At 65.0% G+C, this 12,573-nt stretch carries 10 protein-coding genes; 5 read left to right on the forward strand and 5 right to left on the reverse strand.

Translation table 11 applies throughout. The features are described 5' to 3' along the window. Positions 1–11 precede the first annotated feature (11 nt). The 3 genes from M2395_RS03160 to M2395_RS03170 form a co-directional block, all read right to left on the reverse strand. Positions 12–2,432, reverse strand: a complete 2,421-nt coding sequence (locus tag M2395_RS03160) for a TonB-dependent siderophore receptor (protein ID WP_123430603.1) — start codon at positions 2,430–2,432, stop codon at positions 12–14. A gap of 116 nt (positions 2,433–2,548) precedes the next feature. Then, the gene (locus M2395_RS03165) at positions 2,549–3,532 is read right to left on the reverse strand and encodes a DUF4880 domain-containing protein (protein ID WP_123430604.1); all 984 of its coding nucleotides are present in this window, start codon (positions 3,530–3,532) and stop codon (positions 2,549–2,551) included. After that, positions 3,529–4,038, reverse strand: a complete 510-nt coding sequence (locus M2395_RS03170; RefSeq protein ID WP_011061763.1) for a sigma-70 family RNA polymerase sigma factor — start codon at positions 4,036–4,038, stop codon at positions 3,529–3,531. The genes M2395_RS03165 and M2395_RS03170 overlap by 4 nt, the downstream gene beginning before the upstream one ends. 181 nt (positions 4,039–4,219) lie before the next feature. Between M2395_RS03170 and M2395_RS03175 the strand changes: the two genes are divergently transcribed. Beyond that, positions 4,220–5,191: a bifunctional helix-turn-helix transcriptional regulator/GNAT family N-acetyltransferase gene (locus M2395_RS03175; protein ID WP_011061762.1), complete on the forward strand. Its 972-nt coding sequence runs from the start codon at positions 4,220–4,222 to the stop codon at positions 5,189–5,191. 216 nt (positions 5,192–5,407) lie between these two features. Further along, on the forward strand, positions 5,408–6,415 hold the full coding sequence (locus M2395_RS03180) for an NAD(P)-dependent alcohol dehydrogenase (protein WP_053152280.1): 1,008 nt from the start codon (positions 5,408–5,410) through the stop codon (positions 6,413–6,415). 82 nt (positions 6,416–6,497) lie between these two features. On the opposite strand, the gene mhpT is transcribed toward M2395_RS03180, so the two are convergent. Continuing rightward, positions 6,498–7,709 carry a 3-(3-hydroxy-phenyl)propionate transporter MhpT gene (mhpT, locus tag M2395_RS03185; RefSeq protein ID WP_053159126.1) on the reverse strand — a complete coding sequence of 404 codons (1,212 nt, stop codon included), beginning with the start codon at positions 7,707–7,709 and terminating at the stop codon, positions 6,498–6,500. A 332-nt stretch (positions 7,710–8,041) separates the two neighbouring features. Here mhpT and M2395_RS03190 point away from each other — a divergent pair, with 332 nt between their 5' ends. Next, positions 8,042–9,364 carry an OprD family porin gene (locus M2395_RS03190; RefSeq protein ID WP_015635950.1) on the forward strand — a complete coding sequence of 441 codons (1,323 nt, stop codon included), beginning with the start codon at positions 8,042–8,044 and terminating at the stop codon, positions 9,362–9,364. Positions 9,365–9,418: 54 nt separating this feature from the next. On the opposite strand, the gene M2395_RS03195 is transcribed toward M2395_RS03190, so the two are convergent. Further along, positions 9,419–9,907 (reverse strand): MarR family winged helix-turn-helix transcriptional regulator, encoded by a 489-nt coding sequence (locus M2395_RS03195; protein WP_015635949.1) that lies wholly within the window; start codon positions 9,905–9,907, stop codon positions 9,419–9,421. A gap of 208 nt (positions 9,908–10,115) precedes the next feature. On the opposite strand from M2395_RS03195, the gene M2395_RS03200 reads away from it, so the two are divergent. Both M2395_RS03200 and M2395_RS03205 read left to right on the forward strand, forming a co-directional pair. Then, positions 10,116–10,946, forward strand: coding sequence for a p-hydroxycinnamoyl CoA hydratase/lyase (locus M2395_RS03200; protein WP_053159124.1), 831 nt, complete (start codon positions 10,116–10,118; stop codon positions 10,944–10,946). A gap of 105 nt (positions 10,947–11,051) precedes the next feature. Further along, complete coding sequence (locus M2395_RS03205; RefSeq protein ID WP_053159122.1) at positions 11,052–12,500, forward strand: aldehyde dehydrogenase; 1,449 nt, start codon at positions 11,052–11,054, stop codon at positions 12,498–12,500. Positions 12,501–12,573: the final 73 nt, after the last annotated feature.

Below are 12,573 nucleotides of genomic sequence, written 5' to 3' on the forward strand. Positions count from 1 at the left end.
ACGGTGGGGCTTTAGAAGTTCCAGCGGGTGCTGAGCATCACATTCCGCGGGTCGCCGTAGTACGACGAGTTGTAGAAACCGATGTTGGTGAAGTACTTCTTGTCGAACAGGTTGTTGACGTTGAGGGTGGCCGAGACGTTCTCGGTGATCTGGTAGCGGGCCATCAGGTCCACCAGCCAGTAAGGGTCCTGGGCGAATTTTTCCTCGGTGCCCTTGCCGTAGTTGCTGAGTATCTTCCAGCCAGTGCCCTGCCAGCGCACGCCGCTGCCCAGGGTCAGCTTGTCGAGGCTGCCGGTCAGCTTGTAGCTGGTGTAGAGGTTGACCTGATCTTCCGGTTCCCAGGTGGAGACCTTGGCCCCGCTCTGGTCGCGAATGATCTTGTGGGTGTAGCCGGCCTGCAGTTGCCAGCCGGGAGCGACCTCTCCGGAGATTTCCGCTTCATAACCCTTGGCCTTGGACTTGATGCCCTTGGACGCATAGTCCAGCCCGGGGGTGGTGGGGTTGGCGTTGTAGGCCAGGTCATCCACCGGCCGGTTTTCTTCATGCACTTCGAAATAGGCCAGGCTGGAGTTCAGGCGGCCGTCGAAGAACTCGCCCTTGAGGCCCACCTCGTAGTTGGTGCCTTCGTCGGGCTTGAGCACCTTGTCGTTGCGGTCGCGGTAGTCGTCCTGGGGCAGGTAGATCTCGGTGTAGCTGGCATAGACGGAGAAGTTCTGGTCGAGGTCGTAGACCACCCCGGCATAGGGAATGACCTTGCCGGTGTCCTTGGTCCGGCTGGTACCGCTGACCTCGTAGTTGTTGACCCGGCTGCCGAGCAGCAACGAAAGATCATCGTTGAGGCTAAAGCGCGCAGTCATGTAGCCGGCGCTCTGGCGGGTGGTCTCGTCGTTCTTCTTGGTCATGCTGCCCCAATCGGGCTTGGGGCTGTGCCCGTCCCAGTTGAAGTAGTCGTAGAAATTGTCGTGATTGGTGGCGCTGGTGAAGTCCCGGCCTTTCCAGTGCGAGTTGGAGATCGATGCACCGACCACCAACTGATGCTCGCGCCCCAGAAGGTCGAAGGGGCCCGTGGCGTAGAGGTCGCCGCTGTCGCTGACGGTTTCGCCGGTGTACTTGCGGGTCAGCAGCGAGGCGATGCCGGTCTCGGCATTGGGCGACATCAGCGAACCCAAGGGCGCGTTGTAGCCATTGATCTGGTGGTTGTATTGGGCCTTGGCCACCCAGCCGTTGGCGAAGCTGTGCTCCAGGGTGCTGAACACGGTGCGGGTGTATTGCGACCAGCGGCTCCAGCTCGCGCCGTTGTTGTAGGAGCGCGAGGTGCTGATGGCGTTGCCCTTGGAGTCGTACAGCGAACTGCTGCCCGACCAGCTGGAACCCTTGGGGTCGTTGTCCTGATAGTCGGCGCCGACGGTCAGCAGGGTGTCCGGTGACAGGTCGAACTCGAGGATGCCGTAGTAGACGCTGGTCTGGCGCTGGTAGTGGTCAAGGAAGGATTTCTTGTCCTGATAGGCGGCGACCATCCGCCCGCGGACATTGCCGCTGTCGGTCAGGGGGCCGCTGACATCGACCTGCGAACGGTAGTTGTCCCAGGAACCGGCTCCCAGGTCGATGTGCCCGGCGAATTCGGCAGTGGGTTTCTTGCGCACCATGTTGATGGTGCCGCCGGGGCCACCGGCACCGGTGAGCAGGCCGGTGGCACCCTTGAGTATTTCCACGCGGTCGTAGATCACCGTGTCGGTGAGGGTGTGGCCCGAGGAGTACTGTGCGTCCTGCAGGATCGGAATCCCGTCGTACTGGAAGTTCTGAATGGCAAAACCGCGGGAGTAGTAGCTGGTGCGGTCACTGTCGTAGGTGGCCACGGTGATGCCTGGGGTATGGCGCATCACCTCGTCGATGGAGTTGAGGCCAAAGTCATCCATGGCCTGGCGGGTCACCACCGAGATCGACTGCGGGGTTTCCCGCGGTGTCAGCACTAGCCGGGTGGCGGTGGCGATGGTGCCCGGCGTGTAGGAGCCGCTGCCTTCGGTGACGGTGCCCAGCTGGTTGGTGGTGACCGTGGTTGCTCCCAGCTCGACCCGTTCACCGCCGCTGGCCTGTATTACCCGATAGCCCGCGCCCTCGGCCACGGCTTGCAGGCCCAGGGGTTTGAGCAGGCGCTGCAGGCCTTCGTCCACGCTGAAACGGCCATTCAGGCCGGTGCTGCGCTTACCGGCGCTGAGGTTGGCGTCGATGGCGATCATGCTTGCCGATTGCTGGCCGAAGATGCCCAGCACCTGGTCCAGGTTGCCTGGGGCGATGGCGTAGTCGCGCTGCTGGTGGTCGGTCACGGCGGCGCCGGCTTCCGTGGCCAGCAGCGGCAGGCTGGTGCTGGCGATGGACAGGCCGATGATGACCGGGCGCAAGGTCGCGGCAAGGGGCGTAAGGCGAATGTGCATAAGGAAAATCCGTGGGTTGGGAAGGGATGGCGCTGAGCTGTTTTCCAGCTTCTTCCCTGGTCTTGATGCACGAGATTGAAAAAACTGCCGCCGCCCTGAAAAAAACAGGAAAACAATCAGGCAGCGTCCACGGAGGCCCAGTACCCCATTACCCGCCGGATGCGAATCGGCAGGGTCCTGGCCAGCAAATCGAGGCTGGCGTCCGGCTGGTCCAGGGAGAACGAGCCGGAAACCCGCAACCCGGCGACTTCGGCGGAGCAGCGCAGCAGGCCGGGGCGATAGCGGTCGAGTTCGGCGATCACCTCGCCCAGGGGGCGACGCTCGGCGATCAGCAGGCCCTGGGTCCAGGCATTGGCCGTGGTGGGCACGGCGGCCAGGGCGCTGATCCGCTGTTGGGCGATATCCACTTGCTGGCCCGGGTCCAGGCTTAGCGCAGGGGCATGGGCGGTGCTCACCGAGCCGCTGCCGGCGAGCAGTTGTACCCGGGTGCCGTTGATGCCCGGCAAGCCGACGCTGAGGATCAACTGCGAGCGCGGGGCGAGCTGGATCTGCCCATCGGTGGTGGCGACCTGCACGGGCGCGGCGTTGCCCAGGGTCAGCAACAGGCGGCCGCTGTTGAGCCGCAGTTGCAGGCCCTGGGGGCTGGCCTTCTGGTCGAGGCTGGTGCGGGTGTCCAGTTGCAGGCTGGCGCCAGCGGCCAGTTGCAGCTGGCGGCGCTCGCCGGTGGCGGTGTGGTAGTCGCTGAACAGTTGCGGCAACAGCAACCGTTCGCGCACGCTCCAGCTGCTGGCGGCCACCACGCCCAGGCCGACGATGCCCTTGAGCAGGGTGCGCCGCCCGGGGTGGCTGCGAGCCTGCAGCAGTTGCCGGGCGTGGGGCGCGGGCAGGCTGCGGGTGCTGTCGCGCAGGTCCTGGCCGATGCCGGCCAGGCGCTGCCAGGCCAGCTCATGCTGCGGGTCGGCCCGGCGCCAGGCCAGGCAGGCGGCCTGCTGCTCGGGGGGGCTGATGCCCGATTGCAGCAGCACCAGCCACTCCAGGGCCTGGTCCAGTACCTGCTGCTCCACGGCGCCCTGATCGTCCACTGGCTGGAAGGCGTTCATCCCGGGTACACCGCCGCGTAGCAGTGGCGGTAGGCCTTGAGCATGGCTTTCTGCACCACGTTGACCGAGAGCTGCAGGCGTTGGGCAATTTGCGGGTAGGTCAGGCCTTCGAGCTGGGACAGCAGAAACACCTCGCGCACCCGGCTGCCCAGGCCGTCCAGCACCTGGCCCACGGCGTCCAGGGCCTCAAGCACCAGCAGCCGGGTTTCCGGCGAGGGCTGGTACTGCGGCTCCAGCTGCGCCAGGGTTTCCAGGTAGGCGCGCTCCAGGGCCTGGCGCCGGAAATACTGCCCGCACAGGCGGCTGGCCACGGTGTTGAGGTAGGCCCGGGGTTCGCGCAGTACCGGCAGTCGCTCGCTGCGCAAGATGCGCACAAAGGTGTCCTGCGCCAGGTCCATGGCCTGGTCCTGGTTGCCGAGCTTGCGTCGCAGCAGTTGCACCACCCAGTTGTGATGCTGGAGGTAGAGCTCGCCCACGGCGTGCTGTAGCGAAGGGTTGGGCACCATCGATAAGGGTTCCGAGGTCGAGGTGGGTGAAATGGGCGTTTATGGTAATGCTTCTCATTAGTGAGTGCTTGAGTTTTTATTGTCGTTCATCAGGGCTGACTGTCACTCGGAAAAGTGAGCAGGGTTGAGGTTTAATTGGTTGCAAGGTACAACTAAATGCCTCACTTGCGAGGTCACGCCCATGCCGAGTTCATCCGCTTCCCTTATCCCATCACTGCGCCAGGCCTCCCGGCAGATGGTCCGCGAGCTGGGCTTCATGCAGGCCACCCTGGCCGCCACCGACTACCCGCCCTCGGCGGTGCACGCACTGCTGGAGATCGGCCAGGGCAATGCCCTGACCGCCGGTGACCTGGTGACCCTGCTGGGCCTGGAGAAATCCAGCGTCAGCCGCCTGGTGCGCAAGCTGGTGGACGCCGGCGAGATCAGCGAGCAGGCCCATGACCAGGACGCCCGCTCCAAGAAGCTGCAGCTCAGCGCCCGGGGGCGCCAGACCCTGGCCGGCATCGACCGTTTCGCCCAGGCCCAGGTGGCCGCGGCCCTGGCCCACCTGAGCCCGGCCCAGCAGCGCAGCGCCTGTGCGGGCATCGCCGACTACGCCCGGGCATTGCGTGCGGTGCGGCTGGGAGACGTGCCCGAGCCGCCCGAGCGCTGCTCCATCGCCCGTGGCTACCGGCCCGGAGTGATTGGCCGCATCGCCGAAATGCACGCCCGTTACTACGCGGATCTGGCGGGTTTCGGCCAGCCCTTCGAAAGCCTGGTGGCGCGGGACATGGCCGAATTGATGGGGCGTTTGCACAACCCGCGCAATGAAGTCTGGGTGGCGCTGCAGGGGGAACGGATTGTCGGTTCCATCGCCATTGATGGGGAGGGCGAGGGCGGCGAGGCGCTCCTGCGTTGCTTCATTCTCGATGAGGCCGCCCGCGGCCAGGGGCTGGGCCGGCGGTTGCTGGCCGAGGCCCTGGGCTTTTGTGACCAGTGGGGTTTTGCCGCCACCCGGCTGTGGACCTTCAAGGGCCTGGATGCGGCGCGCGCGTTGTATGAGGAACAGGGCTTTGTGCTGGTGCAGGAGCAAGAGGGCGAGCAATGGGGCGCGCCAGTGACCGAGCAGTGTTTTGTGCGAGCAAGGGTGGCGCAGCGCGACACCATCCGCTGAGCGCTGTAGCCGCTGCTGAGCCTGCGAAGCTGCGCAAAGGCCCGCAGGGCCTTGCTTGGCGGTCTCGAGCCGAGCCTGTGGCGGCCCTGAAAACCTGCGTCTGCTGCGTCGGAATGCCGCCCAAGCCGTTCGCAGCCTTGTGCAGCGGCTACAGATAGCCGGTACTGGTGGTAGGGTTAGCCCCCTGATGATTATCGATCTGTGGAGAAGCATCCCATGCAAGCCATCAAGCTCAGCCTGCCGGCATCCCTGGACAACCTGAAGCGCGTGGAGCTGGCAGACCCCGGCCAGCCCGGCGCCGGGCAGATCCGCGTGCGTATCCATGCCTGTTCCTTGAACTTCCACGATTACGCCGTGGTGACCGGCGCGCTGCCTACCGCCGACGGGCGGATTCCCATGGCCGATGGCGCCGGGGTCGTGGAAGCGGTGGGCGAGGGCGTCAGCGAGTTCAAGGTGGGCGATGCGGTGGTGTCCTGCTTCTTTCCCCATTGGCACGATGGCGGCCCGGCGATCGCCGATTTCAGCACCACTCCGGGCGATGGCGTCGACGGTTACGCCCGTGAAGTGGTGATCCAGCCCAGCCACTGGTTCACCCATGCGCCCAAGGGCTACAGCCATGCCGAGGCGGCGACCCTGACCACCGCCGGCCTGACTGCCTGGCGCGCACTGGTGGTGGACGGCGCGCTCAAGGCCGGGGAAACCGTGCTGGTGCTGGGCACCGGCGGGGTGTCGATCTTCGCCCTGCAACTGGCCAAGGCCATGGGCGCCACGGTGATCGCCACCTCCTCCTCGGACGCCAAGCTGGCCAAGGTGCGCGAGCTGGGGGCCGACCATACCCTCAACTATCGCACCCACCCCGAGTGGGGTGCTGAAGTGCTCAAGCTCACCGGCGGCCGCGGCGTCGATCACGTGGTGGAAGTCGGTGGCCCGGGCACCTTGCCGCAGTCGATCAACGCGTGCCGCATTGGCGGGCACATCGCCCTGATCGGCGTGCTCACCGGCTGGGCCGGACCGGTGCCGACGGCGGCGCTGATGGCCAGGCAACAGCGCCTGCAGGGGCTGATCGTCGGTAGCCGCCAGCAGCAGATCGAGATGGTCCGGGGCCTGGAAGCCACCGGCATCAAGCCGATCATCGACAGTACCTTCCCCCTGGCGGATATCGCCAAGGCCTTCGCCCATGAAGCCTCGGGCGCGCACCTGGGGAAAATCTGCCTGACGTTCTGAGGCGTTGATCGCGGCGACACCCGGGTTGGACTCGGGGTTGCCGCAGCCCAGGTGTGGCGTTGGCCCGCATTGCCGCCTCGGCTCAATGCGCCGGCTTGAGCTCAGGCGTGGCGTTGGCCCGGGCGATGACAGTGAGGATCGACAGCGCAGCGATGACCAGCCCTGGGGACGTGGCCAGCAGCACGCCCGCAGTGCCGGCGCCGGCGGCGAGGATCTGCCCGGCGGCCAGGGGCCCGGCCACCGAGCCCAGGCGGCCGATGGCCACGGCAGCGCCGACGCCGGTGGCACGCACCGCGGTCGGGTAGGCGGGCGGCGCCAGGGCATAGAGCACCAATTGTGCGGCCATCACGAACAGCCCGGCAGCAAAACCGGCCACGGTCATGGGAACAATGCCCACGGACAGCCCGACCCCGGCCAGCGCCGCCAGCAACCCGGCGTACACGAACAGCACCACCTTGATCCCGTTGCAGCGATCCAGCAGCAGGCCGCCGAGCAGCGAGCCAAGGGCGCCGCCTATGTTGAACAGCATCTGCACCAGCCCCGCCTGGGGTTTGCTAAAGCCTTGCTCGAGCAGCAGTGACGGCAGCCAGTTGAGCAGCATGTACATCACGGTCAGGGTGAAGAAATAACTCAGCCACAAGGCCAGTGTGGTGCGCCCGCGACCTTCGCCGAACAGCGCCTGGGTCGTGGAGGCACGGCGGGTGCCGGCACTGGTAGTGTGTTGGCGAAAGGCGCTGGATTCCGGCAGCAGCCAGGCCATCAGCGGCACCACCAGCAGTGGTACCAGGCCGCCGATGATAAAAGTGGTCTGCCAATGTTCGCTGGAGAACATCGCCACCACCGCTGCCAGCGCGCCGCCCAGGGGCACGCCGCAGTACATGACGCTGATGGCCGTCCCCCGGCGACGTTCACTCACCGCTTCGGCGCAGAGGGCGATCAGGTTGGGCAGCGCCGCGCCCAGGCCGAGGCCGGTCATGAAGCGCACCAGCAGCAGGCTCGAATAACTCTCGACGTAGGCCGTGCATAGCGAGAACAGGCCGAACAGCAGCACCGCGCCGACCAGGATCTTCTTGCGCCCGATACGGTCGGCGACCCAGCCGCCGAAGAACGCCCCGGGCAGCAGGCCGATGATCCCGACGCTGAACACCCAGCCCATCATCTTCGGGTCCAGGGCGAAGCTCTGGCGCAATCCGGCAGCGGCGGTGCCGGCCGCTTGCAGATCGAACCCCTCGATCAGCGCAACGATAAAACACAAAGCGATGGTCAGCGTCGAACGACGCGATGGACTGTCCATGGGCAAACCTCATTGTTGTTTTTGTTGTGGTGACCAGCCGGACGCCGAGCCTGAATGCGCCGGCGCTGGTGGCTGGTGATTAAGATAACAAAGATAACTAAAAAATGAATAGCGCCTTAATTTCGGACAATAAATGCAAATAATGTGATTTAAATCAGATAGATAAACTGACACTGAGGATTTTTTTAAAAAATAGATAATAATATTAATGTTCGATTATCGGTCGTTTGTGATTGACGTAAGGCTTGGGCTGTTTCCATTCTCTGTCCGCGACGTCGGCTGCCAGGCCCTCGCTCGACACCTAAAACAACAACAAAAAATGGACATCGGACATGCCAAATATCCCCACCAACGCCGTTGCTGCGGCGTCAGCTTCCTGTGTGCCCAGTCGCCCCACGCGGCTGGCTCTGGCCTTGCTGGGCTTGAGCCTGTTGCCTGGCCCACTCTGGGCAGCAGGTTTTATCGATGACAGCCACGGCACCCTGACCCTGCGCAATTACTACCTGGATCGCGACTACAAGGACGATGGGGCGAAGACCGCCGCGCGGGAATGGGCGCAGGGTTTCATCATGAACATGGAGTCGGGGTTCACCGAGGGCAGCGTCGGTTTCGGCCTGGATGTGCGCGGGCTGCTGGGGGTCAAGCTCGATTCCTCGCCGGACCGCAGCGGCACCGAACTGCTGCCGGTGTCGGCCAGCGACAAGCGCGCCGCCGATGAATACTCGCGGCTGGCGCCCACCGCCAAACTGCGCTTTGCCCAGACCACGGTGAAGACCGGCGATGTCTCGATCTTCCTGCCGTTTGCCTTTGCCAGCCCGTCGCGCCTGCTGCCGCAGACCTTTCGTGGCACCACCCTGAGTTCCAGGGATATCGACGGCCTGACCCTCAACACCGGCTACATCGACCGCATCAGCAAGCGCGACTCCACTGACTACCAGGCCATGACCATTGCCTCGCCCAACCGGCGTTTCAATGCCACGGCCAGCACCTCGCACCTGGCGTACCTGGGGGGCGACTACCAGGTCAACAAGGACCTCAGCCTGCGCGCCTATCACGCGCAGGTGGCCGACCTCTACCAGCAGGACACTCTGGCCCTGCTGCACAACCTGCCCCTGGGCGATGGCGTGCTGAGCAGCGACCTGCGCAGTTTTTTCAGCCGGGAAGACGGCAGTGCCAAGGCCGGCCGGGTCGACAACCGCAACCTCTCGGCGCTGTTTGGCTACAAGTTCGGCGGGCACCGGGTGAGCCTGGGCTACATGCATTCCAGCGGCGACACGGCCACGCCCTACATCTCCGGCACCGAGTTGATGGGCATGAGCGAGCTGACCATGAGTTCGGACTTTCTCAATGCCAAGGAGCGCACCTGGCAAGCCATCTACGACTATGACTTTGCCGCCGCCGGTGTGCCCGGGCTCAAGAGTCGGCTGCGTTACGTGCGTGGCGGCAATATCGAGCTGTCGGCGTTCAATGCCAGTGAGCGCAAGGAGCGCGAGTTTCAAATGGAGTTGGGGTACGTGCTGCAGAGCGGCCCGTTGAAGAACCTCGGGCTGGTGGCGCGCAAGTCGATCTATCGCAATGATTTCCCGGCGGGCGCAGCGTTCCGCGATGAAAACCAGACCCGCTTCCTGGTGCTCTACACCTTGCCGATCTGGTAGGCCCGCAAGCGCCTTGCTGCGTCAGCGTGCCGGCCCTGTGCCGGCACCTTGGGTTCAGTCCTGGTACACCTTCTTCAGCAGGCGCAGCAGCTCTTCGCGCTCCCCGGCGCTCAAGGCCGAGGTGGCGTCGACGTCGCTTTGCGCGGCGATCTGCTTGAGCTCCTTGAGCAGGGTTTCGCCGGTCTTGCTCAGAAAAATCCCGTAAGAGCGCTTGTCCGGCTTGCAGCGCACCCGCACCGCCAGCGCGCGGCTTTCCAGTTTATTGAGCAGGGGCACCACTTGCGGCGGCTCGATGGCGAGGGCGCGAGCCAGGTCGGCCTGCATCAGCCCCGGGTTGCTGTCGATGATCGCCAGGGCCGAGAACTGCGCGGGGCGCAGGTCGTGGGCCGAGAGCCGGCCGATCAGGTTCTGGAACAGCTTGAGTTGGGCGCGACGCATGGCGTAGCCAATCAGTTCGTCCAGCGCCGAATCCAGCGGCGCCTGAACCTCGGCGTTGGCGGGTGGGGCCTCGCGCGGGTCGGCGAGGGGAGCGGGCTTGGCCATGACAAAAACATCCTGGGTCGGTTAACAAGGCTATCCAGTTTGCCGGGGTCTGCCGCTGATAGCTACGTTTGCCTGTGCTGGCAGTGGCTGCAGAAGGATTTTATCCAGGGGCAGGGAAAATAGTTAATTCAATTAATAGTTAATTGACATAACTAATTTGTCGGTTTAATTTCGACCCATCTTCAAGCCAGAACAAGAGAGCATCGCCATGAGCAACTACGAAGGTCGCTGGACAACGGTCAAGGTCGAAATCGAAGAGGGCATTGCCTGGGTCATCCTCAATCGCCCGGAAAAGCGCAACGCCATGAGCCCGACCCTGAACCGGGAAATGATCGACGTGCTGGAAACCCTAGAGCAGGACCCGGCCGCCGGCGTGCTGGTGCTGACTGGCGCCGGTGAAGCCTGGACCGCCGGCATGGACCTCAAGGAGTACTTTCGCGAGGTGGATGCCGGCCCGGAGATTCTTCAGGAAAAAATCCGTCGCGAAGCCTCCCAGTGGCAGTGGAAAATGTTGCGCATGTACGCCAAGCCGACCATCGCCATGGTCAACGGCTGGTGCTTCGGTGGCGGCTTCAGCCCGCTGGTGGCCTGCGACCTGGCGATCTGCGCCGATGAGGCGACCTTCGGCCTCTCGGAAATCAACTGGGGCATCCCGCCGGGCAACCTGGTGAGCAAGGCGATGGCCGACACCGTCGGTCATCGCCAGTCGCTGTACTACATCATGACTGGCAAGACCTTTGGCGGGCAGAAAGCCGCCGAGATGGGCCTGGTCAATGAAAGCGTGCCCCTGGCGCAACTGCGTGAAGTCACGATCGAGCTGGCGCGCAATCTGCTGGAGAAAAACCCGGTGGTGCTGCGTGCCGCCAAGCACGGCTTCAAGCGTTGCCGCGAGCTGACCTGGGAGCAGAACGAAGACTACCTGTACGCCAAGCTCGATCAGTCGCGCCTTTTGGACACCGAAGGCGGCCGCGAGCAGGGCATGAAGCAGTTCCTCGACGACAAGAGCATCAAGCCCGGCCTGCAGGCGTATAAACGCTGAGCCCGGCCGGCGAACGGCGGGCACCTCCCGCTGTTCGCCGCGCCCCTGGCATTACTGTTACACCGCTGCGCTGCATTCCCGACAAAGACAACAAGAGGAATCACCATGCTGGACGTGCCCCTGCTGATCGGTGGCCAGTCGCGCCCCGCCGGCGACGGTCGAACCTTCGAACGCCGCAACCCGGTGACCGGCGCGGTGGTATCGCGCGTGGCCGCCGCGACCCTGGACGATGCCGACGCCGCCGTGGCCGCGGCCCAGGCCGCATTCCCCGCCTGGGCGGCCCTGGCCCCCAACGAACGCCGCAGCCGCCTGCTTAGGGCCGCCGAGCAATTGCAGGCCCGCAGCGAGGAATTCATCGCCGCCGCCGGCGAGACCGGGGCCATGGCCAACTGGTACGCCTTCAACGTGCGCCTGGCGGCCAACATGCTGCGTGAAGCGGCATCGATGACCACTCAGATCACCGGTGAAGTCATCCCTTCGGATGTCCCCGGCAGTTTCGCCATGGCCTTGCGCCAACCCTGTGGCGTGGTGCTGGGCATCGCCCCGTGGAACGCCCCGGTAATTCTCGCCACCCGGGCCATCGCCATGCCCCTGGCCTGTGGCAACAGCGTGGTGCTCAAGGCTTCCGAACTGAGCCCGGCGGTGCATCGCCTGATCGGCCAGGTGCTGCAGGACGCCGGCCTGGGCGATGGCGTGGTCAACGTCATCAGCAATGCCCCGGCCGATGCCGCGGCGATTGTCGAGCGCCTGATTGCCAACCCGGCGGTGCGCCGGGTCAACTTCACCGGTTCGACCCATGTCGGGCGGATTGTCGGCGAGCTTGCGGCGCGCCACCTCAAGCCGGCCTTGCTGGAGCTGGGCGGCAAGGCGCCGCTGCTGGTGCTGGACGATGCCGACCTGGACGCGGCCGTCGCGGCCGCGGCGTTTGGCGCCTACTTCAACCAGGGACAGATCTGCATGTCCACCGAGCGCCTGATCGTCGATGCCAAGGTGGCCGATGCCTTCGTCGCCAAGCTGGCGGCCAAGGTCGAGAGCCTGCGCGCCGGCGACCCGGCGGCCGCAGATTCGGTGCTCGGCTCGCTGGTGGATGCCAGCGCCGGGACACGCATCAAGGCGCTGATCGACGACGCCCTGGAGCAGGGCGCGCAGCGGGTGGTCGGCGGGCAACTGGACGGCAGCATTCTGCAGCCGACCCTGCTCGACGGCGTGACCGAGTCGATGCGCCTGTACCGCGAGGAGTCCTTCGGCCCGGTGGCGGTAGTACTGCGCGGCAACGGTGATGAAGAGCTGTTGCGCCTGGCCAACGATTCCGAGTTCGGCCTGTCGGCGGCGATTTTCAGCCGCGACACCGGGCGGGCCCTGGCCCTGGCGCAACGGGTCGAGTCGGGTATCTGCCATATCAACGGGCCCACCGTGCATGACGAGGCGCAGATGCCGTTTGGCGGCGTCAAGTCCAGCGGCTACGGCAGTTTTGGCGCCAAGGCCTCGATCGAACACTTCACCCAATTGCGCTGGGTCACCTTGCAGAACGGCCCGCGGCACTACCCGATCTGATCCGTCGCCACGGGCGCGGTGCCTTGAGCGCGCGGCCCGTGTGCAGGCCAGGCATAACAATAACAAGGCCGCA

The sequence above is a fragment of the Pseudomonas sp. BIGb0176 genome, from assembly GCF_024810175.1.
In the GTDB taxonomy this organism is placed as follows: domain Bacteria; phylum Pseudomonadota; class Gammaproteobacteria; order Pseudomonadales; family Pseudomonadaceae; genus Aquipseudomonas; species Aquipseudomonas protegens.